We start from the raw sequence: 23208 nt of genomic DNA on the forward strand, positions 1-23208 counted from the left end.
ACCATATGGTTTGTATCCCTTTTAATTACTGACTTTCCAATACTTGACGTCGTTCCTCAATGAAGATTATTAAAGCTAAAAATACGTTAATAATCGTCAAAATAGATATTTCTGATAAATACCTGCCAATGATAAATACCGTAATACCCATTATAAAAGCCAACATCAATGAGACTTTGCCCTCTCTGCGAGCATAGATTTTTATACAAAAAATAACCACGATCGATGCCAGCAAACTCAATATATACAGGATTAAAGTTAACTCACTTGGATCTTCTAAAACTTCATATAGAAACAATGCCATCAGTGCCAAAACTGTGATTAGTAACTCATGAAAAGAGTGAAGAATTTCTACCCAGATATAATGGCTAGGTCGAAGAACGATACTATCCATGAACGCATAGTATATCCACCAAATTCCAATCACATTTAAGACCACCAATATAAAAACGACGATGTGAGTTAAATCAGATTTACCAGTCAAATATTCGGTAGCAATTGCCGTAGCTTCACCCAGAACAATCATCGCAAATTCACCGTAACGTTCCTCAATGGCTTCCGACTCTTCGATTTCTATTTTGCGCCGTTTCATTTCATTATTCATGAACGGACTATTAAACAACATCACAGAGTATTTAATAATTGTCACTAATACTAGCAATGTAATTTGCGCTTGATGACCAAAAAACAAGCATCCTATCAACATGAAGAGAGCCAACCAAGCACAAATCAGGTAAAGTCTGGCGGACTCCCAATGCTCTGGATCAATTCTTAACACTAATGTCCAAAGATAGATCATTACAACCTGAACAAAAATATATATATAAATAAATGACCTCAGTTGTCCAGCAAAGATTAACGGAAATCTGGTAGAAATTGCTAAAACACTGATCATTTGAATTAACGTAATAATCGTCGTTCTTGCACTATGACTTCCGTGAAGATCAAAGAATAATGTAAAATCAGTCCAAATATAAAATGTTAACAGAAAGAACAAAATGAAATACCACACACTGTAATGGTGTTCTGCCCTTAAAAAACTGGTGATCAAAGTATGTAGCATCACAACATAAGCCAAATCTGAAAACAATTCCAACCACGATATTTTTCGATTAACTACTCTATTAACTAATTTAAGTGGTGTCCCCCACCATTGTTGGAAACGATTCAAGAATATCAGTCCCTCAATTAATTTAATTACCTTGATTATATAATAAACTTTCCCAAAGTAGACAATTCTCCATGCTTCAAACACAATTAAACCATCAAAAAAATACTGTTGATAAATATTAATTAATTTATCAACAGTATTTTTTAATTAGTGTTTTGAGAAACACCATTCAATTTAAACAACATTCTACTTATTCTTTTTGCGAGATCTAAACAAATACATCATCGCAGGCAATATGGTTAAGGCACAGATTAATGAGTAGGCAGTATCTAACACAGTAATTAAACCAAATGAACGTAATACTGGGAAAGAAATGAACATTAATGTGGAGAAGCCACCAATAACAGTTAATCCAGAAACCGTTATGGCTTGGCCAACCGAACCGATAGCAGTTTGAATGGCTGTTAATGTATCACCATTCTTCTTTTCTTCTTCCATAAATCGCTCAAGAATTAGAATTGTGAACTCAGTTCCGATTCCTAACACTAATGAACTTAGTGCAATAGTAACTGGATTATAACTAGTGTTCATTAGTTTAAGGGTCAATGGTGACAGACCAAGCACGATAACAATTGGCATCAATGGATAGAATGCATCCCGAATATTTCGATAAACCAATAGCAAGACGATAAAGATAATTGCTAATCCAGCAATTATGATCAGTCCATGGTTAGCCGTCATATTTTTAACACCTTGTAATGCCATTGATTGGTCTCCAGCTGTGACAATTTTGATTCCTTTAGGTTCATTTTTAATGTCGTGATTAATATCTTTCATCAAATCATATGACTCATTAGAACCTAAACCAGGATCAATCTTGAATGCAATGGAAGTGTACTTTTGGTCATTAGTGATTAATGTGTCCTTCATTACTTTTGGCATATTCTTAATACCGGTATTAACCGCTGCATTATTGGTTGGTAATGTTGAATTACCACTAGTATCTTTTAAGGTTGTCGCTAAACTAGTAACTGATTGAATATGGTGATACTTATTGGCTTCTTTGCGACCAAAGCTATCAAGATATTTAACATCAGCGGTAGTTAATTTATGATCACTTTTAACCAAATAAGTTAAGTTAGTGGTTGATCCAGCAACCTTTTGAACTGCATCTGTATCTTTTACGGCTGGCATGCTTTGTGGAATCATCTTCATCATGTTGGTTTCAACAGGAATCGAACTCTCATAGAAGAAACCGATGCCACCTAAAACAATACCAACAAGTAAAACGATAACTGCATGATGAGCAACCCAAGTTGCATATTTTGAAAGTGCTTTTGATAACCATGAGTTTTCAGTTTTAATTTTGCTTAACTTACTTACGTCAGCCTTGCGATCACGAAGTGCTAATACACTAAACATGAAGACAAGCTCCACGATATAACAAGCAGCAACACCAATAGCTAAAGTTAATCCAAAGTAGTGCATCATTGGAGCCTTAGCAATATACATAGTTAAGAAACTAAAGATCATAACTGTAACTGCGGTTCCGACTGCTGGACCAGTATGGGTAATCGTTTCAGTCGTGGCCCACATGACATCATGATCTCTACGGAATTCTTCTTCATAACGATTTAAGAATTGAACTCCAAAGTCCGTTCCAAGACCAATGATAATCGGTAAGGTAGCCATGGTGGCCATGGTTAAACTAATATGAGCCCATCCCATGATACCAAATGTCCAAATTAATCCTGGTAACACGAAGATCAATGGAAGCAAACGACGGCGAACTGGGAAAATCAACGCTAGAATAACAATCATTAAGACAACTGCCAACACGAGCATAATCATCATACTGTGAGTCATTTCATCACCGACAGTTCCACTAACGGCTGGCATACCACCAATTCTGGTCTTAATACCGTCAGATTTGAGATGATTGTCTTTTAAAGCAGTGTTGATTTTCTTATACATCGCTTTTTGTGAATTCATTGAACCACCAGCAGCCATAGTGACAGTTACCAGTGCATATTTACCATTCTTAGGTAAAATCTGATTCATGCTTTTAGAAACTTTACCATCGTTACTGTAAATAAATTGATGGATCAAGTTGTTGTCCATATTCTGAACTTTAGGCAACATCTTCAATGTTTCGGCTGCCATCATAGTTTTCTGCTTTTGGGTTAAAATGCTCATTGAATAAGCTTGAATTTGAGCAGTTTGACGCTTACTCATTTTAATAGCTTGCATCATTGTGTCAGGATTTGCCTGAAGTTGCGCAGGATTGGCGCCCTTAGCAACTGCAGCCTGCATTGCTTGTTGAGCGGCCATCTTTTGCTGAGTGGTCAAAATACCTTGAGTGTATTGTTGAATCTTTTGTTTTTGTGAACTGGTAAATGACTTTTGAATATCAGCTTGTAATTGTTTTTGCTGCTTAGCAGTCATTTGTTCATTAATTGCTTTTTGCAATTTTGGATTATTAGTCCCAAAACCACTTCCAGAACCTTTTGTAGTTTTGGCCTTATCCAACTGTTCATTCAAAATGTTCACAATACTTGTGGTTGAATGAATCGAGTTGTTCTTATCAATTTGTTCGGTGAAACCATTAAGTTTCTTAAATGTATCAGAATTAACTACATCACCGGATTTGTTTTTAACGGAAATGACAAATGTTTGTCCGCCAAAATGTTTTTGGTACTCATTAGTATTTTTATATAATGACGAATTCTTATTGACGAACATAGCATTACTCATGTCCATTTTAATTTGTGGCAAGCCTAATCCAATCAACACCGTTAGTATCAATGTGACGATGATACTTAACAATGCGTGGTCGTGAATGGCCTGCCCGATCTTACTGAAAAATTTCTGCAAAAAAATCACTCCCTTACTGTATTTACGAATTGTAAGTATATAACAGTAAAAAAGTGATTATAAGAATTAAAATGAACTGTTTATATCATTTTGCGACAAATGTCTGAATTTGTCTCATTTTTAATTATGCCACTTGGAAATCGCATATTAAATCGTCAATCATTTCATTCAAAGTTTCTTCTGATGCATCCGGAGTCTTCAACCATTCTATGAAAACCGTTAATAATGCGCCACTGAATATCCGGACAGATAAAGAAACATTCTTAGACTTGGCAATATTATTAAACATAGGAAAATTGCTCAAATCACGATTATTTGGACCGCTAGTGGGTGCTAATAACCCCTCGACGATAATATCACTGACAATCTTGACCAATTGACTGTAGGAATCAAAAAATTCATTGTTAATGGTTATGTTTCTAAATAATTGTGCATCAGATGCCACAATCTTGATTAGGTATTTAATCACTTGAACATCTGATGTCGGTTCGCCATTTTCGTGAAAGTAGAGACCAACAATGTATTCAAGAGCATTTTGCAGAAGTTCATACTTATTGTGATAATATCGATAAAAAGTGCTTCTATGAACCATGGCATCTTCACAGATATCATCAATGGTAATTTTTTCAAATGACATTTTTTTCAATAAATGACTCAAACTATCAATTAAATCGCGTTGAGTTCGTTTAACCTCATATAAACTACCCATCATATAAATACTCCTCGGAATAATAAATAATACCGATTATAGTCTATTGTTTAAAAAATGCCACTAATACTCATAACAAGCGTTCATATTTTACATGTGCTTAATCTTTAATTACCAAACCAGTATCCGTTTTCGATAACGTCCAACATCTTCACCAATTGAACCGTCTCATCAATATCGTGGACCCGCAGAATTCTACCACCATGAAGATACATATATGATTCTGCAACCAAGGTAACCGGCAAGCGATCATCTTTGTTTAAACCAAATAGTTTGGCACCGAATCCCTTTCTAGAAATGGCAACCATCATGGGTCTTCTTAAGTAATTAAATTGATCTATATTATGCATCATTGCATAATCTTGATAACCATCAGCAACTTTTGCATAACCAATTCCTTGGTCTAAAGCAATTCGTTCCCGATCAATACCGGCACTCATCAACGCTTGTAGATTATCTTCAAAGAAGTGCTTCATTTCCATTGTCAGATTATCATAATCCTTTGCCCTTGCACTATGCATCGTCAATAGACCAACGTTAGTATCCTTAAGTAAGGCTAGTTTACGCTCGTCATCAGTAAAAGCATTAACATCATTAATAATATCAATCTGATCAATAATTTTTCGCAGAACATCGAACTTATAAGTATCCACTGCAATAGCCACATCATCGCTAAGAGACTTGATCATCTGAATCACTGGTAAAATTCGCTCCAACTCTTCAGCAGCAGAAATTTCCTTAAAACCTGGTCGAGTAGTCTGCCCACCAACTTCGATCACATCAACCCCACTGTTGATCATTTCCTGAATACGATTTTTAATCGCGGATTCGTCTTGATACCGGCCACCATCATAAAATGAATCTGGAGTGATGTTTAAAATACCATAAATCAATGGTTTTTCAGATAAATTGAATCGATGTCTACCAGCCTGCCAGTAGATAGTTTGTTCAGCAACAATTTCACTCATTTGCTGGTTGATCTCATCATTAGGAAATGTTTTTTGTAGCTGATCCTGCAATGTCCGCAGACTAACCACTTTAATTTTAAACAATAATTCATTTTGGTTAACCTGCTGAACCAGGTCCATTTGTTCAATCAATTGTTGAACTTGTGCTAGTTGCTGTGAATCATTGGAGATGATTTTTAAAAATAAGTTCTGACTCTTGGATTGCACATCGGCTAAGACATCATTTACAAATAAATTTTCGGTATTAATTTGTTGTTCACTAATTTGCATCATTCTGACTCCTTAGTTGTTGTAACAAATTTTCGATTGCTTTTGTTCGGTGCAGTAATGGCATTTTTTCACTGTCGGATAATTCAGCTAGGGTTTTTACATAGCCATCTGGTTCAAGAATTTTGTCGAAGCCACCACCATTATCACCTGTTGGAACTTCACTGATGTGACCATTAAATTCTCCCTCAGCGAATACTTTAGTCCGGCCATGAATTGCCACCAAATAAGAACGCATCTGCACTTTTCTAGTCTTGTTAGCCACCAGATCAATAATCAGGTTGTTCAAATCATCGTCAGTCTTATATCTGCCGTTAAGTTGTCTAGCCGTGACGACTCCAAGTTGATTAGGATATGCCTGTAAAATCATCCCTGAATCATCACCAACTACCCACTCGCCTGGCAATTGATTAGCGACGAACTGAGCCTTACCCGTGGCATTATCTACATAGCTTGTCGTTCCCTCGTCTGGAAAATTAAGTTTACCTAATAGTTGCTGATAAGAAATAGCTTCCTGCCCTAACCACTGGAAACACTTAATTAATTCTTGTGTCTTGGCCTGATTATTTGACGCAATTACAAATCTACTTGGAATTTTCATGCCATCCATTCTCCAATTCCTTCACTAAGTAAAATGACCCGGTAACTACAATGATCGTTTTCTCATCCGCTAGCTGTCTTGCCTGTCTGAGCGCCACTTGCGCATTAACAGCTTGCTGAGTTGGTTTGGTAAATAATTTTTCTATTTCATTTGTCGTTAATGCTCGTTGATGATTATCAGGAGATACAGCGATAATCTCAGTAGCCATTTGATCGTATATACGAGCCATCTTTTGATATTCTTTATCTTTTAGAAATCCCAAAATAAAAATAAACTTGCCATTTGGTCTTAGGTTAATTAACGTTTCGGTCAGTCTGCTAGCACCATCAACGTTGTGGGCCCCATCTAAAATTACTAATGGTTGACGTTCTAAAATTTGAAATCTTCCTGGAATTTGGATATCTCTCATCATTTTGATCAGCGAATCATTGCCAACAACCATTTCATGTTTTAACAACCAATTATAAACAGCGACGACTGTGGCTAGATTATCTAACTGAGCATCCCCAATCAAGTTAAAGTATACGTCTCGGACAACTGTCTCGCCCAACTTAATGTCAACACGGGTGCCATTGAATAATGTTTCCTGATTGGCTGCCAATTTGGATGTCAGTATCAGTTCACTACCATGGTGTTTTTGATAAGTATCATCAATCCTCTTTATGGCCTCATCATGTTGATTAGGGGCTACAAACACAGTGGTGTCGGACTTGATGATCTGTGCTTTGTTAGTGGCGATCTCTGCGATGGTTTTTCCAAGGATGTTCATATGATCATAATCGATATGGGTAAAAATGGTAATCAAAGGTGCACTTATCGCGTTAGTTGCATCATTTAAGCCACCTAGACCTGCCTCAATAATTGCCCAATCAACCTGTTGGTCAGCAAAATATTGCAACATTATCAGAACAAACCACTCAAAAACAGAAATATCATTAGGGGTAATATCTGATGGTAATTGCGAAACGATTCTTTTATATGTATCAACAAATTCATCACCATTAATCATTTTATTGTTGATGACAATTTGTTCTTTAGCATCATTTAATGCGGGACTGGCAAAATGTCCAATTTGGTAACCAGCATTGATTAAAGTTTGTGCTAGCATCGTTCCAGTTGATCCTTTACCATTCGTACCGGCCAAGTGCATAACTCGATAGTGTTGCTCCGGATGCCCAAGATTATCTAGAACGCGGCGCAGCAATGCTACGCGATCCGTATTAGCTGCCAACATTTGTTGATTAAGTTGTTCGATTAACTTTTCGTACGTTAATTTAGCCACGCTGATTCTCCGTTTGCCGTAAAAATTCATTTTTTAAATCACGATCGTCTTTAAATACACCTGTGAATTTGGAAGTATAAGTTGACAATCCATCACGATTGATGCCACGCATTTCCATACACATGTGTCGGGCAGACAAGGAAACAGCGATTCCTTGGGGATGCAAAATTTCCTCTAATTCATCAACGATTTGGGTAGTCACCTTTTCCTGCATGCCAGGACGCTTAGATACAAATTCCACTAAACGAGGAATTTTACTGATGCCGATCACCTTGCCGTCTTCTGGAACGTAAGCCACATTGGCCACGCCAAAAAAAGGTAGTAAATGATGTTCACACATCGAATAAAATGGAATTTGTTGTACCAAAATCATTTCTGGGTCTTCATCCACATGAAAGATTTTGTAGTCAGTAAATTCTTCTGGTCGATGATTTAAGCCGGCAAAGATTTCTGCATATGCTTTAGCAACTCGTTTGGGAGTCTCTATTAATCCTTCACGATTCGGATCTTCTCCTATCGCTTCTAATAAGCTAGTTATTGATTCTTCAATTTTTTCTTCATTCAAATTATTCACTCCCGGATTTATATACTCGAACGTTCATTTTGTCAGTAGTTTCTTTAAGTAATCTATCATTGATCGCATATAATTTAGAATCCGGTGATAGGACTTCTAGTAATGGCACTAAAACAAACTTGCGGTTAGGAATTTCTGGATGAGGAATCTTCAAGCTATCAGTATTGATGTGATCATCATTGAAGTACAAAATATCCAAATCGATTGTTCTGGGACCCCAATGAATCAATCGCTTACGATGCAGGTCAGTCTCAATCGAGTGAATCACTTGCAACAACTCTTCGGGATTGAGATCAGTATCAACTGCAACCGCAATGTTCAAAAAATCGTCCTGGGGTACACCACCAACTGGTTCTGTTTCATAAATTTTAGAAACCCTTTGGACATCGACATCAGCATTCCGCAATAATTCCAAAGCATCTTTGAGATTTTGTTCCCGGTCACCCAAGTTAGTACCAATACTCAAATATGCTTTATTTTTCATCTTGTCCGCCACTCACTTCAATTTCCACGTTATCAAAGATACCAGCAATTGGCACACTATATTTTCTAATTCTTAATTTAACCCCTTCCAAACTAGGAAATTGGGTCAAAATTTGGTGGAGCAAGTTATTTGCCAAGCTCTCGATTAAATCATAATTATGATTTAATACAAATGCTTCGATTGCTTTGTAGACATCAGAGTAACTAACAGTTTCCTCTAAGCGATCATTTTGAACTTTGGTTTCAATTGGATATGTTAATTCAGCATCAATTTCTAACCGTTGGCCTAATTTCTTTTCTTCAGCATGCACACCGTTATAGGTATGAAAACTCATATTATTAATTCGAATTTTTCCCATTGGTGAATTCTCCTAACACAATTTTAATAATTACAATGATAGCATTAAACTACCACATAAAAAACGATATTACCGGTTTGAATTTTCTAAAATTAGCACTAGCAGTATTGATATTTGAAGATGATGATTGGTACGAATTCAAATTATTAAAGCGATAATCCTTCAAGGTAAAGGATTACCGCTTTAATTTACTTAACATACATCTCAAACATACGATTTTCGAAATCTTTATCAAGTTGTAAAGTCGTATGAAGATAATCTTCGAAGCTTCCAGCATGATTATTAACTGTTTCAAAAAAATGTGCTAAATAATCTGTATTGACCTTTAGGGCTTGGCTTACGGCCAGCAATTCTTCATCCGTTGCCTGGTTCTTGATTGAATCTAGAATTTGCTGATTTGCTGTCTTTCTTAACTCATTAGTTTTTAAATAATCATCAAAAATTTCACTATCATCTACTCCCAGAGTTTTTAAAATCAGTGCTGCTCCAACCCCAGTCCTATCCTTACCAGCAAAACAATGAAAAATCAGTGGCTCATCGTTAGTTGAAACATCTTTTAAAAATTTTTGATAGCCAGTAATTGCGGAGTTACTATCTGCCAATTGCTCATATGTCATCATCATATTGTCATACACATTACCGCCATTAGTAATCATCCGACTAAGGCTAGCATTATTTTTAGTCGCATCTTTTAATATATCAATAGCTTGATAGTTGACATCTGCCCATGTGGAATCTGGAAATTGTTCTCGTTCCTCGGCACCACGCATATCAACAATTCGGGAAATCTTCAATTGATTAGCCAAATAGTCAATTTGCTGTGAAGAGAGTCCGTTCAACTGCCCACTTCTAAAAAGTTTGTCTTCTCTTACCGTTCCAGATTGGGCTTGGTAGCCGCCTAACGACCGAAAATTAGTAATTTCTTGTGTCATCCTTGTCACCTATCCTTAGTCAGTTTCCGTATGGTGTAATTTTAACATGACTTATTTAACATAACAGTTTGTTTAACACTAGTTTTTAAAAGAAAGGCTTTGTCTTTTCCAAAATCTATAAAATGCGGTATTATTTTTGTGATCAAATTAATTAAAGAGGTGTGCCAAATGAAAGTAATTAACGTTGAATTATCAGTTATTCCTGGTAAGCAATCTGAGTACGAAGCTTTTATTAATGAATTAGTATCTAAATCTCGTCAAGAGGAAGGAAATATCAGTTATGATCATTTTAAGGCTACTGACTCCGATGTAAATTACGAGATTATTGAACATTGGCAGGACGAAGCCGCCATTGCTTCGCATAATGATACCGAACATTTCCAAAAATTTTTAAATGGTATTGGAGATTTTTTGACATCTGATCCAGTAATCATTCGCATGGATGCTGAGTAAAAAATATCTATGAATTTAATCACGAAAGAGAAATAAAATGTCATTTTCAATTGTTCACCTAAATAGTCTAACAATTTCAGGAACACAATCACACCTATCTGATCCTGTTGATACTGATCTTAGCGTAATCAGCCAAGAGAAACAGACAGCATTAAACAATTTCGATTATTCAGATATTGATCAACCTTTGTTCGCAGTTAATTACAGTGAAGCCGGTGACTCGGTTTATATATTGGGAACATCTAACAACGATAGTAATATCACCTTTGATGTGCCCGAAGGTGATTATGCAGAATTCACTATCACGACTTCAAATCGGGAGGCAGCTGATCAAGAAATCAGCGTCATGTACAGCGAAGTTGGCATGTCCAAACAATACGCCATCAGTGATAATTTTTCATTAGAACAACTTTCCCCACAAGGAATTATAGAAAAATTCTTCATTCCCATTGTAAGTAAAGAAGCTTAGCCGATATTATCCGGCTAAGCTCTTTTTAGTTTAATGTATCTGATAATGATGTGATCTTTGCTCCGTACATATTTTGAACATAGTTAAGCGCATATTCATAATCGTCATCATTTAAAGCTTCAGTAGTTTCTTTGGGAATTGTTATTTCATACCCTCTAAAGCACGCATCGGCAGCCGAATGTTGAATACAAATGTTAGTTACCACTCCTGTCAAAATTACATTATCAACTTGTAAATCTCTAAGAAGTGAATCTAATCCCGTCTGAAAAAAGGCGCTATAAGTCCGTTTTTCAAATGTATAGTCGTCCGCTTTAGGAGCTAGCTCTTCTGTAATTTGGCCGCCCCACGTCCCTTTCATACTGTGTTGACCCCAAATTTCGAATTCATGATCTTCTTTGTAATGGGCATCTGAAACATAAATTACCGGTACCGCCTGTTGATGAGCTCTGCCTAACAATTCTTTAATTGGTTGAATCGTTTTCAATGCCCGATCATTTTTCAGTGAGCCAGTTAAAAAATCATTTGTCACATCAATTACTAATACAGCTGATTTCATTAGAATCTCCTCAATTATCAGAAAATAATTTTTATTTTCAATAAAGATATCATAGAACCATCGTTAAAAATAATATATGGCACTGAGTATTAGAAAATTAAGTTAATTTCACAATCTTCATGTATGATAAACCGCTATCGATTCAGAAATTTGAAATAATTTTCACAAGTTTGTGAAATAAGGATTGCATTTTCAATTCGATCGTAGTACATTTACATACGGACTTACAAAAAGTAAGCCAATCCGAATTTAGGAGTGAATCATTATGACAAAAATGACAGCTGGTCAAGCCTTAGCAAAAGTATTAGAGAGCTGGGATGTTGATCATATTTATGGTATTACAGCCGATTCAATTAATAATACAGTTGATGGTCTATATCAAGAAAGAGACCATATCAAATATATTCAAGTTCGTCATGAAGAAGTCGGTGCTCTTGCGGCTACTGCTGATGCCAAATTAACAGGTAAAGTTGGTGTTAGTTTTGGTTCTGCCGGCCCTGGCGCCACCCACCTATTCAATGGTTTGTACGATGCCAAGATGGATCACGCTCCAGTGGTTGCCATCATTGGTCAGTCAGCCACTCCAATCATGAACACCTATTTCTTCCAGGAAATGGATCAAGATCCAATGTTTGCTGACCTAACTGATTTTCATAAACAAGCTACCAACCCAGAGCAAATTCCTTACATAATGGATCAAGCGATTCGTTATGCTTATCAGCATAAGGCACCTGCAGTGGTAATTATTCCGGACAATCTGTCTGCTGAAGAAATTGAGTATGTTCCATATAAATCTGCTAATGTGATTAATGGCGTTGCCAAGCAAGTGATCGATTCACAGGCTGTTAACGACGTTTACAGTATGATTAAAGAAGCCAAACACCCAGTACTTTGGGCAGGACTAGGTATGAAAGACGCTCAAGAAGAGGTCGTTACCTTTTCTGAAAAGTTCAGCATTCCTGTTTTGACTACTGCTCCAGCAACTGGTGTCATCCCTACTGATCACCCTAACTTCATGGGTTCAAGAGGACGACTAGGCACTAAACCAGCTTTTGAAGTTTCACAAGCCGCTGATTTGATTATCCTCGCTGGAACCAATTATCCATTTAGTCGATTCTTACCTCAAGGAATCAAATTCGTTCAAATCAATAATTCACTGGAAGACCTGGGCAAGCAAAGAGATGTTGATCTAGCTATTCTGGCGGATGGCAAACAATTTTTCCAAGCTCTTAATAAAATTGGCGAACCAATTCCAACTACCCCATTCCTAAAAGCCGCCCAAGCTGATAAACGAAACTGGGACAAGTGGTTAGATAAAATTGCTGATGATGAAAGTGAAGGCTTAGCACCCGAAGCTGTTATCCGAGCTATCAAAGATAATTCTGCAGACGATGCAGTCTTTGGCCTAGACGTTGGTAACAACCTCATGTGGGCTATTCGCCAATTACCATTCAATAAGCAACAAAAAATGACTATGTCATCTTGGTTTGGAACAATGGGTTATGGTCTCCCAGCAGCGATTGCTGGCAAACTAAGCTATCCTGATCGCCAAGTATTCAACATTGCCGGTGATGGTGGTTTTTCAATGGTGATGCAAGATCTATTAACCCAAGTTCAATATGAAATGCCAATCATTAATGTGGTCTTAGAAAACAAGGCTTTTGGTTTTATTCAACACGAAAAGATCTCGGCAAATCAAGATCCTTATGGTATTAACTTTATTGGTGCTGATTGGGCTGGATTTGCTGATAGCATGGGCGCAATCGGCTTAAAAGTCACTGATATTGCGTCATTAAATAATGCTTTCACGGAAATCGATCAGTTGCAAAAGTCAGGTAATACCAAACCAATCGTGATTGATGCCAAGATCAAGAATGTGGACCCAGCTGATACTAGTTTTATGCCAATAGATCCAACTCAATTTGACCAAGAAACTATCGATAACTTTAATCGGACAGCTAATCTATTTGATCAGCCTGCCCTCCAAGATTTACTAGAAGAATAACTGTTAAATAAAATCTGTTCTAAAACATAACAAACAATAAGCAATGTCTTCGGTTAAATCGATCTCATTGCTTATTTTATATAAAAGAACGTTAATTTCTATGGAATCAATATTCTTGTAATCATTTATTCCTTACCATACAATTTATTAAGTAACTTAGACAGGGGGATTTTTAATATGCAAGCTTTTGGATACGATCATAACGGTGGCCCAGACGTATTTACCGAATACGACGTGCCCACCCCAACTTTAAAAGATACCGATATTTTAATTCAAACTGAAGTTTTTGGTTTAAATAATTTTGAGCGTTCTCAACGTGCCGGTGTGTTTGGTGAAACCAATAAACAAATCATCCCAGGTCGCGATGTAGCTGGTGTGGTGAAATCAGTTGGTTCTGAAGTTTCTAAATTCAAACCTGGTGACCGCGTTGTTGCGCATGGCCATCATGCCTATGCTGAATTTGCTACAAGTAGCGAAGCAAACACTGTTAGACTTCCTGAAAACGTCTCATTTGAAGATGCTGCAGCAGTCGTTACGGCTGGGATAACAGCTTACAAAACTCTTCACTTCTTTGGTAATGTTCAATCAGGTCAAACAGTTATTGTCAAAGGAGCTTCTGGTGGTGTTGGATCAGTTGCTGCTCAACTTGCGGAAGGCCTTGGCGCCCACGTCATCGGTATTGGCTCAAGTAAAAATGCCGATTACGTAAAATCACTGGGGGTTAGCGAATATGTTGCTTACGATCAAGATTCTCCAGCTGAAGTACTAAAGGATAAAGCTGATGTAGTCATCAATTCAGCAATGAATGGTGCTGGTGGCGACGAAGACGTTGCCATGGTTAAACCTAATGGTGTCATCGCAAGTGTCGCGATGGATGAGCCAGAAACAACCAAACCTATAACCTTCAAACACGTCTCTCCTACCAGCGAAATATCAGATGCAACCGCATTGCAAGATATTGTGGACTTAATGGCTGATAATAAACTATCTATTAAAATCGGCAATGTATTACCATTTAGCTTAAGTGGCGTCCAAAAGGGACATCAAATTCTTGAAGAACCACATGATGGTCGTGTGATTATTTCCAAGAATGCCTAGTTAAAACAAAAAAAGGATTAACTCTCATTAAATTGAAAGTTAATCCTTTTTCTATTAAAACGTAACTCTTTTCTTTATTTTATCCGTTGGAGAAGCAATTACTAATCCAAAATCGCGCATTGAAACCTTTTGCTCAACCCTAACACCGTTTTGAACCAGAATTGTAAATTGATAATTTTCGGCAATCGCCAGTTTCATGTATTGGTTAATCATCGAATCAGCCATCTTACCATTAAGATACATCCGATACTCTGGATAACCTCTGAGAATGCCAACGACCATTTCAGGTGTTTTAGAATTATTTAGCTCAGCAATTGTTAATGCTAAAGCAACTCGTTCTCGAAAATTGCCTAAAAATGCCCGTTTTTCATCAGGCTTTAATTGAGGGTTACCAAATGCATGCTGGCGAATAAAATCTTCAGTATTTTCAGCCATTTTTTACCTTCCTAACCTTTTGTTAATTCAACTTACCAAGTTCTTGACGAATATTTGGTGCATCGTCTTTAGAGCTAGTAAAGATGATTCTATCATTTTTCTTCAAAGATGTCCCACCAGTTGGCCGAATAAATCTTTTATCCCGAAAAATTTGAGTAATTGTAACCCGATCAATAAATGGTAAGTTTCTGACTTGAATATCGGTATATTTGCGGTTTCGTAATGTAACTTCATAAACACTGGTATCAGTTGAATTCAGTAGTTGCATTGTCGCTGGGGTTTCAATTAGCGAACGCAGCACGCTGATATTAACATCTGGCGTGTTGTAAAGTTCAATCCCCAACGAAGCCAAATTATCCTGTCGCTGATTTAAAATATCACGATCCTCAAATCTAACAATCACTCGACGAACACCGTAAGCTTTTGCGGCCTTAGCGATTTCGTAATTTTTATTCGAGTTTATTTTGCTAATAACTAACACATCAGTATCAAATACACCGCTCTTCATTAAATAACCAGTCTCTAAATTATCCAATAATTTCACCGAAACTTCACTGTTAAAAGCTCGATAATTCAGTGGCGTTTCCGTAAACATCATCACATCATACCATCCCTTAGAAAGTTGCTGAGCGACTGGGACAGTGGTTAAATTAGTGCCAATAATGTGAACCCTAGTTTTACGCAAATCTTCTTGCTCTGCAGAATAAAGTTTATTAAAAATAAAAGGTCCCAGTACACAAGTGATTATGGCAGCCAGCAAAAAAGCGCCCGACTGTTGCGCCGTAATTCTTCTAAGATGAGTTGCCACCTGCAAAACTGCCAAAACCACAGTAATTGTGGTAACTGACATCGAAGTACCAGCGACTGCATTGGCTGTCTTGAATCTTAGCTTAAGCACCAGCACTAGTAGACTTTTACTCAATACATACCCGATGAACAAGACAGGAATCATCATTAATATTTGGGGATTTTGTAGTAACGACCGCAAATTTAATCCGACGCCACTCATAATGAAGAAAATCGGAATAAAGAAACCGTAGCCAATTGAATCAAGTCTGACCTTGGTCTCCTCATGGGGATCCAATAATTTGATTACGATTCCAGCTAAAAAAGCGCCTAAAATTCCTTCTGCGCCAACAGATTCAGCAACCGTGACTAAGGTAACAATCATGAAGAAAGCAAGCCTAACGTCCAATTGAGTGGTTGACTTATTGATTCGATCAAACATTCTAAAGAAACTTTTGAACCGCCAAAACAATCCTGCCGCTACCAACAAAATTAATAACAACAACCACAATGATTTTGTATTATCGCCATATGTTGCAGCGTAAAATGTCAAACCGACCATCGGCACAACTTCACCAAGTGCGGCAATCAGCAAAATAGTTTGTCCAAATGGCTTGCTTAATAATTCATTTTCTTTGAGGGCAGCGATAACAATTCCTAACGAAACCGTCATAAAGAGAATCGAGGTTAAATAAACATCTTTAAACAATCCCAACTGACTAATGATTATCGCTAGAATAACGGACATTAAAACAATCGATGCATAACTAAGAACTGCCAAAAACACTACAGAGTACTTAGATTCTGATTGCTTATCTCGTTGTTCCAATACTGATAAATTATTCCGGCGTTTTTTAAATAGACTAAAATCGATTTCCATCCCACTTAAGAATAACAGAACGATGACTCCAACGTTTTGCAGCAAGTTCAACGTTGAATTACTGTGAATTAAGTTAAGTAAGCTGGGGCCTAAAATAATTCCAACAATAATTTCCACTACCGCTGTAGGTAAAAATGTCACCCGATACTTGGCCATTACCAAAGGAATGATCAAAGCAGCCAACAATATTAACACTAATGATAACTGATTCATAACGAACCCCCGCGACACACTGATTATAGTAAACTAATTATTTTCAATTTGGCTCGTAGCTAATTCCTGGTCTTCAGTATTGATCGTACTCAATTCCTCTAATTGATGTAATTGAAGTGCTTGAGCTTGATTGATCTCACTATATAAAGCACTAATTAATGTTCTAGGTAATCTGCCAGTTGAACTAGCTTGTTGGACAAAGTTGTATTCAAATTGAAAAGCCTGAATGTAAAGGTCACTATCAACATTCACAGACTTTTGCTTATATTCGTGACTAATTCGGTTAAGGTATTCATTGACCGCCTGACGAACATCATACACATAGGTATTGTCACTTTGAAATGCTTCTAATCGAGACTTCAAAATACCATCTAAGTACGTATCCGTTTGCTCCAACACTTCATTATTCAAGGCAATCACAGCACCACGAATATTTTTCCACTTCGCCCATTCTTCTGGCGATTTGGTAGCCTTAAATTGTTCACGTGAACGCTGACGTTGTTTAGGAGTCACTACTCCATTAACAATATGCCATTTAGCATGTTTGTATTGCTTTTTCAAAACATGCAATTCATGTTTAAAGGTGCGCTTATTTTTCAAACCTGAGTTCCAATGATTAATCGCATTATCATAGATATTGATCACTTCTGTACCATACTTATCACCCACAGCGTCGCTGTGAATATAATTACGAATATAGTCTTTAGTATCATCTAAAAGCGTCTGAAATTTATCATCCGTGACAGAACTAATAGTCCAGCCCTTTTGTGTCTGTAATTGAGACGTTAGCTCCTCACGGACCGCATGATCACTAATCTGTGATCTGATTTGCAAGGTTGCATAATCGACCATCTTACTTCTGACGTGAGCAATATCATCTGCAGAATAAGCAGCCGTCCCTTTTGGCATAACTCGAGGTAGCATAATGGCACTAGATAACATACTGATTAAAATGACTAGTGTTGCAACCAAAATTAATTCTTCACGAAATGGGAAAACTTTACCATCGATTAAATGAGGCAATGAAAAAGCCATTGCTAAGGTCATAGTTCCATGAACACCACCTAATGCAAATATTCTTGCATTCTGTCGATGAGGTGCGTTTCCAGCAGTGCCAAATAATGATCTGATGTCCCCTTGACCCTCTCGAATTGCCCAGATAAATCGAATCGCTAGCATTGCTAGGTAAATCAAAATGGATAATCCCAACAACTGCATAGATCCAGGAACACCGATCTTCACAAAATCTTTCCACACTTCGGGCAAAGATAAACCTAAAATGACAAACACCAGACTATTCAATACGTTTGAAATCGTTGTCCAAATTGTACTAGAAGTCAGTTGAACCCTAGTAGATGTCAGTCGTAATCGTGATGCTTCCCAATTATGCACAATTCCCGTCGCCACTACGGCTAAAATTCCAGAAGTGCCTAACTGTTCTGCAACAATATATACCAAGAATGGAGTCATGATACTAATGGGGATAATTGAAGTTTCTGCATTGTTAATATGCACATTCAACCATACTCGAACTCCAACTATGATGAGCCCCAAAACGATTCCTAGTACCACACCACCTATAGAAACGAAAAGGAAATGGCTTAGTCCGGTAAATAGCGAAAACGAGCCTTTTTGTAAAACCGATAGCGCTAAATCTAACATTACCAAACCAGTGGCATCATTAAATAATGATTCTAATTCCAATACGTCACCGACGCCACCAGGCATTTCACGACCATTATCACTTGTCAATGATTTAACAGCCACGGCATCCGTTGGCGTTACAACGGCAACCAAGGCAATTGCTAAAGGTAATGTCCATTGCGTTTCAACTAAATTTGTCAAAATTCCGACGATTAATATTGTACCTATGATTAAAACAACAGATAACAGAAAAATCGTACTAAACTTTTGTCTGATTTTTCTAAATGACTGCCTTTGTCCATCCACAAACATTAATGGTGCGATAATAACTAACATGAAAAATTCGGGTTCCAATTCAAAACCATTAAAAGCTGGTGTAAAGGACAACAATAATCCCATGGTAATAAAAATAAATGCGTCCGGAACTCTAGGAATAAATTGCTTAACCACGTTAGCAGCAATCACACCTAGAAGTAACAATCCTATTAAGTATAACGATTCCATAATATTCCCTCTCAATCACCGATTAATTACTATGAAGTTGCTAATACATAATTCATCGATATTTTATTGCGAACTCTTTTTTAAATTCATTGAATACTCTCAATTTGATTCTATAACAAATTGAAGATGGCAATCCAAATCAAGACTTAAATTCTATGCTTTGCTAGCTATTATTTCAACTATTTCATGATAATTATTGCGATAAAAATAGCTTAACTTGTAAATCACAAATACCACTGGTACGATTATGTTGGTTCACATATCAATTAGGAGGTGTTTAAATGTCAGCAGTTAACAGAATTACCATTAAGGAATGGGCAAAAAAGGAATTAAATCAACATTTCAGATTTTATGTGATTTTGATTATTTGTGCTTTGTTAGCCTTAATCCTAAGTCAAGGAATCAGCAGTTGGTACCAATTCAGTAATGTAGGTGATCCGGATCCGGTAGTATCAACTTGGTTGGGCATTGCATTTTTAATTTCAGTAATTGCTTCCATGTTTAAGACCAGTGCCATGTTCACCATGATAGATATTACCCGTGGTGAAACTGATCAAACAGAACCAATGCAAAAAACTTTTTCTATCTTTGATAATGGCCAATATTTCATTGGCTGGGTCGTAATTAATATTTTAATTGCCATTTTTGTTTTTCTTTGGAGTTTATTGCTAATCTTCCCTGGTATCATTAAAGGATATTCTTATTCTCAAGCTGTGTTCATTTATCGTGATGCTATCAAACGTGGTGAAAAAATGGGTTACTTGGAAGCCATCACTGAAAGTCGTCACAGAATGAATGGTAAAAAATGGTTCTTATTCGTTTTTGATTTCAGCTTTTTTGGATGGATCATCTTAACCAGTATCACGGCTGGAATTCTAGGTATCTGGGTTTATCCTTACTACTGGCTTGCAAAAGCTAAGTTTTACTCAGAATTTATCGATAATCCTGCTCAAGCTCAAGAAGAGCCAGTAACACCAATTGATCCACCAATCGAATAATCAACAAAAAAGAGCTTAGTTATTTCAAGTTAGAAATAACTAAGCTCTTTTATTATGCAAAGTATTTTGTCGCAATAGTTTTATACGTCTTAATCGTTTCAAAAAAACTAGTCAACGTTGTGTATTCATCAATTTGGTGAGCTTCACTCCATGCATCTGGTCCTAAAATTGCCACTGGCATATCAGAATTAGATTGAATGAACACACTGGCATCAGTGGCACCATTAATAATTGATAGCTTAGGTTGACGATCAAGATAATTTGATTTGGCAGAATCCATAACTAATCTGATGAAATCATTATCCGGATCAGTTTCAACCGGATAAAAATTATGAATTATTGAAAACTCTAATTGATACTGGGTGTCTTTATTAATTCGTTCAACGACCTGATTGATTCGATCAATGACATGAGCATTATCGAATTTCAGCGTGGGGCGAATGTTTCCGTAGATTTCCGCGTAATCAGGAATAATGTTCACTTGATCTCCACCCTTGATCAAGGTCACACTGTGCTTGACTGGTCCCAAATATTTATCTTCTTCGACTTCATCAAATAACGAGTTTTCCCGGTTGATATATTGAACAATACCGTTAATTGCATTAATTCCCTTTTCTGGGGCAGAACTATGCACAGCCTTACCATAACTTTTGACCTGATAATTCAAACTCCCCGAATGAGCAAAGATCACTTCACCGCCAGTTGGCTCCCCAACCAACATGGCCGAAACGTCTTTAGCAATTCCCTGTTCGTTTAAACGATTTGCCCCAGGAGTACCATATTCTTCTCCTGCTGTAGCAATTAGACGAACTTTGCCACTGATGGGCACATTCTCTTCAACAAGTTCAATAATGGCAATCACTTGAGCAGCCAAACCACTTTTCATATCAGCAGTCCCGCGGCCAAATGCCTTATCACCATCTACAGTGAATTTTAAAGGTTCGTGCGTCCATTTATCTTCATCACCTAAAGCCACTGTATCTTGATGACCCTCAAATGCCAAAACTCGCGTGTCTTGAGCATCCCCAATTTCAGCCACCAAGTTAGCTCGATGTTCTCCAAAAGCATCGATCGTACTATCAATATGATGTTCGGCTAATTTATCAGCAATGAATTTGGACACTGTGAGTTCATTACCATTAACCGAATTAATTTCGACTAACTGTTTTAAAATATCAATTTTTTCTGCCTGTTTCAAATAAACTATCTCCCATCAAAATATCTTAGCGACTTTGATGATCCAACTTTTTGGCAAGAAAATCGCCAACTAGTTGAACTACTAAAACAAATAGTAAAACTAGTAAGGTCGCGATCCAGGTCACATCATTTGAAAATCGGTTGTAACCATATGCAATCGCTGTATTTCCTAGTCCACCGGCACCGATAGCTCCTGCCATGGCGGTCAAGCCAATCAAACTGATTAGAGTTACAGTAGTTACTCGAACTAGTTCTGAACGAGCCTCTTGTAAATAAACGTCAAATACAAGATCCCAAAAACTAGCACCTACTGATTGAGCAGCCTCAATCTTACCATGGTCAACTCCAGACAAGGCAACTTGCACCTGACGAGCATAGAAAGGAAATACCCCAAGCGAAAGTGGCACTAATGCGGCTGTAGTCCCAATTTGAGTACCCACGATTTCTTGTGTAACTGGGGCAATAAATGCCAACAGAATAATGAAAGGAATAGCTCTAAAAATTGAAACAATTTTATCAAAAATATTAAACCAGACGCGGTTAGCTTTAATACCGTGTTCGTCAGTTAATACTAGGCCAATCCCAAATATCAAACCTAAGATACCGCCAAAAATAGCGGACCAAAATGTCATAAATAGCGTCTGACCAATTGAAGTTAACCAACCGTCATCTCCTGACCATCCCAAACTAACAACGTTTGGTAAAACGTGTGCGATCCAATCCATTATTTGTCACTTCCTTCAGATAACGATATTTCTGTTGCTTGAACTCCAGCAGTGTGTAAGTAATCGATAGCTTTTCTTCTACTATCATCATCCCCTGAAACCACCACATACAACGTGCCGACAGGAGTATCTCTTAATAACTCCACATTGCCATAGATAATACTAGCTTGAACACCAAATTCTGAATATAACTTAGTAACGATTGGATCACTAGTTGAATTACCCTCGTAAGTTAGTTTCAAGATCGTTGTGTTTTTAGCATCGGTGTTTTGAGACTTTCTTAAAATAGATAGAGCATCCTGTGAATTTTGTTCTGTTCCGACTAGTTCCTTAGTTAACTCAGATTGAGAATTTGTGAAGATATCCAACAAACTGCCTCGTTCGATAATTTGGCCAGCACTCATCACAGCAACTTTGTTGGCCACTTTCTTCACTGCGTCCATCTCATGGGTAATCAGGACAATAGTTAATCCTAATTCTTTATTAAGACGAGCAAGTAATTCCAAAATTTGTGTAGTGTTCTTTGGATCCAAAGCAGAAGTAGCCTCATCAGAAATTAGAATATCAGGCTTATTAGCAAGTGCCCGAGCAATTGCGACTCTTTGCTGTTGGCCACCTGATAATTGTGCAGGATATGCGTCTCCACGATCACCAAGATCCACTAAGTCTAATAGCTCTTGCGCTCGCTCATCAATTTCTTTTTCTTTTAAATGGCTGTGACGTAAAGCGAACTTAACGTTTTCAATGACGGTTCTTTCCTCTAATAAATTAAAGTGTTGAAAAATCATTCCAATTCCGCGACGTTCTTCTCGTAATTCTTTGGCACTCAACATTGTTTGTTTGCCAGCCTGATTGGAGAAGATAACTTTACCATTTATCGTGATGGTTCCATTGGTTGGAATCTGCAGTAAATTGATTACTCGAACCAATGTCGACTTTCCGGCTCCAGAATAACCAACAACTCCGTAAATATCGCCCTTTTCTACTTCTAAAGAAACATTTTGAACTGCTTTGATTTGATCAGCCTCTTTGCCTTTATCAAAGAAGACATCAATATTATCTAACTTAATTACTGTCTCACTCAT

The 23208-nt window shown here is 37.2% G+C and carries 22 protein-coding genes; 5 read left to right on the forward strand and 17 right to left on the reverse strand.

The window, feature by feature from the left end; translation table 11 throughout:
* Window positions 1-25: 25 nt before the first annotated feature.
* The 10 genes from O0236_RS06970 to O0236_RS07015 all read right to left on the reverse strand — a co-directional run bounded on the left by O0236_RS06970 (window position 26) and on the right by O0236_RS07015 (window position 10160).
* Entirely contained in the window at window positions 26-1255 is a 1230-nt protein-coding gene (locus O0236_RS06970; protein WP_372791151.1) for a low temperature requirement protein A, read from the reverse strand.
* A gap of 102 nt (window positions 1256-1357) precedes the next feature.
* Complete coding sequence (locus tag O0236_RS06975; RefSeq protein ID WP_268913949.1) at window positions 1358-3994, reverse strand: efflux RND transporter permease subunit; 2637 nt, start codon at window positions 3992-3994, stop codon at window positions 1358-1360.
* Window positions 3995-4109: 115 nt separating this feature from the next.
* Window positions 4110-4697 carry a TetR/AcrR family transcriptional regulator gene (locus tag O0236_RS06980; protein ID WP_268913948.1) on the reverse strand — a complete coding sequence of 196 codons (588 nt, stop codon included), beginning with the start codon at window positions 4695-4697 and terminating at the stop codon, window positions 4110-4112.
* 104 nt (window positions 4698-4801) lie between these two features.
* Window positions 4802-5932 (reverse strand): dihydropteroate synthase, encoded by a 1131-nt coding sequence (gene folP / locus O0236_RS06985; RefSeq protein WP_268913947.1) that lies wholly within the window; start codon window positions 5930-5932, stop codon window positions 4802-4804.
* The gene (locus O0236_RS06990; protein ID WP_268913946.1) at window positions 5922-6530 is read right to left on the reverse strand and encodes a non-canonical purine NTP pyrophosphatase; all 609 of its coding nucleotides are present in this window, start codon (window positions 6528-6530) and stop codon (window positions 5922-5924) included. The genes folP and O0236_RS06990 overlap by 11 nt, the downstream gene beginning before the upstream one ends.
* On the reverse strand, window positions 6514-7812 hold the full coding sequence (locus tag O0236_RS06995) for a bifunctional folylpolyglutamate synthase/dihydrofolate synthase (RefSeq protein WP_268913945.1): 1299 nt from the start codon (window positions 7810-7812) through the stop codon (window positions 6514-6516). Before O0236_RS06995 ends, O0236_RS06990 begins: the two co-directional genes overlap by 17 nt.
* Window positions 7805-8377 carry a GTP cyclohydrolase I FolE gene (folE, locus tag O0236_RS07000; RefSeq protein ID WP_268913944.1) on the reverse strand — a complete coding sequence of 191 codons (573 nt, stop codon included), beginning with the start codon at window positions 8375-8377 and terminating at the stop codon, window positions 7805-7807. Before folE ends, O0236_RS06995 begins: the two co-directional genes overlap by 8 nt.
* A 1-nt stretch (window position 8378) precedes the next feature.
* Complete coding sequence (folK, locus tag O0236_RS07005) at window positions 8379-8870, reverse strand: 2-amino-4-hydroxy-6-hydroxymethyldihydropteridine diphosphokinase (protein WP_268913943.1); 492 nt, start codon at window positions 8868-8870, stop codon at window positions 8379-8381.
* Window positions 8860-9228: a dihydroneopterin aldolase gene (gene folB / locus O0236_RS07010; protein WP_268913942.1), complete on the reverse strand. Its 369-nt coding sequence runs from the start codon at window positions 9226-9228 to the stop codon at window positions 8860-8862. The genes folK and folB overlap by 11 nt, the downstream gene beginning before the upstream one ends.
* A gap of 188 nt (window positions 9229-9416) precedes the next feature.
* The gene (locus O0236_RS07015; RefSeq protein ID WP_268913941.1) at window positions 9417-10160 is read right to left on the reverse strand and encodes a tyrosine-protein phosphatase; all 744 of its coding nucleotides are present in this window, start codon (window positions 10158-10160) and stop codon (window positions 9417-9419) included.
* Between the two features lie 168 nt (window positions 10161-10328).
* On the opposite strand from O0236_RS07015, the gene O0236_RS07020 reads away from it, so the two are divergent.
* Together O0236_RS07020 and O0236_RS07025 are read left to right on the forward strand one after the other, a co-directional pair.
* Window positions 10329-10613 (forward strand): putative quinol monooxygenase, encoded by a 285-nt coding sequence (locus O0236_RS07020; protein ID WP_268913940.1) that lies wholly within the window; start codon window positions 10329-10331, stop codon window positions 10611-10613.
* 37 nt (window positions 10614-10650) lie between these two features.
* Window positions 10651-11082 (forward strand): hypothetical protein, encoded by a 432-nt coding sequence (locus O0236_RS07025; RefSeq protein ID WP_268913939.1) that lies wholly within the window; start codon window positions 10651-10653, stop codon window positions 11080-11082.
* Between the two features lie 25 nt (window positions 11083-11107).
* Here the strand turns inward: O0236_RS07025 and O0236_RS07030 are convergent, their stop codons facing one another.
* Entirely contained in the window at window positions 11108-11638 is a 531-nt protein-coding gene (locus O0236_RS07030) for a cysteine hydrolase family protein (RefSeq protein ID WP_268913938.1), read from the reverse strand.
* Between the two features lie 265 nt (window positions 11639-11903).
* On the opposite strand from O0236_RS07030, the gene O0236_RS07035 reads away from it, so the two are divergent.
* Window positions 11904-13643, forward strand: a complete 1740-nt coding sequence (locus O0236_RS07035) for a thiamine pyrophosphate-dependent enzyme (protein WP_268913937.1) — start codon at window positions 11904-11906, stop codon at window positions 13641-13643.
* 177 nt (window positions 13644-13820) lie between these two features.
* Entirely contained in the window at window positions 13821-14741 is a 921-nt protein-coding gene (locus O0236_RS07040; RefSeq protein ID WP_268913936.1) for an NADP-dependent oxidoreductase, read from the forward strand.
* 54 nt (window positions 14742-14795) lie between these two features.
* On the opposite strand, the gene O0236_RS07045 is transcribed toward O0236_RS07040, so the two are convergent.
* From O0236_RS07045 to O0236_RS07055, 3 genes are read right to left on the reverse strand one after another with little or no spacing between them, the layout of a single operon-like run.
* Window positions 14796-15176: a DUF1694 domain-containing protein gene (locus O0236_RS07045; RefSeq protein ID WP_268913935.1), complete on the reverse strand. Its 381-nt coding sequence runs from the start codon at window positions 15174-15176 to the stop codon at window positions 14796-14798.
* Between the two features lie 22 nt (window positions 15177-15198).
* Window positions 15199-17055: a cation:proton antiporter family protein gene (locus O0236_RS07050; protein ID WP_268913934.1), complete on the reverse strand. Its 1857-nt coding sequence runs from the start codon at window positions 17053-17055 to the stop codon at window positions 15199-15201.
* 33 nt (window positions 17056-17088) lie between these two features.
* The gene (locus tag O0236_RS07055; protein WP_268913933.1) at window positions 17089-19203 is read right to left on the reverse strand and encodes a cation:proton antiporter; all 2115 of its coding nucleotides are present in this window, start codon (window positions 19201-19203) and stop codon (window positions 17089-17091) included.
* Between the two features lie 281 nt (window positions 19204-19484).
* Between O0236_RS07055 and O0236_RS07060 the strand changes: the two genes are divergently transcribed.
* Window positions 19485-20201, forward strand: coding sequence for a DUF975 family protein (locus O0236_RS07060; RefSeq protein WP_268913932.1), 717 nt, complete (start codon window positions 19485-19487; stop codon window positions 20199-20201).
* A 52-nt stretch (window positions 20202-20253) separates the two neighbouring features.
* Here the strand turns inward: O0236_RS07060 and O0236_RS07065 are convergent, their stop codons facing one another.
* The 3 genes from O0236_RS07065 to O0236_RS07075 are packed head-to-tail and all read right to left on the reverse strand — an operon-like array spanning window position 20254 to window position 23208.
* Entirely contained in the window at window positions 20254-21399 is a 1146-nt protein-coding gene (locus O0236_RS07065) for an ArgE/DapE family deacylase (protein WP_268913931.1), read from the reverse strand.
* 25 nt (window positions 21400-21424) lie between these two features.
* Window positions 21425-22123, reverse strand: a complete 699-nt coding sequence (locus O0236_RS07070) for a methionine ABC transporter permease (protein WP_268913930.1) — start codon at window positions 22121-22123, stop codon at window positions 21425-21427.
* Entirely contained in the window at window positions 22123-23208 is a 1086-nt protein-coding gene (locus O0236_RS07075) for a methionine ABC transporter ATP-binding protein (protein ID WP_268913929.1), read from the reverse strand. Before O0236_RS07075 ends, O0236_RS07070 begins: the two co-directional genes overlap by 1 nt.

Origin of the sequence: Lentilactobacillus sp. SPB1-3, assembly GCF_026913205.2 — a bacterium.
GTDB lineage: Bacteria > Bacillota > Bacilli > Lactobacillales > Lactobacillaceae > Lentilactobacillus > Lentilactobacillus terminaliae.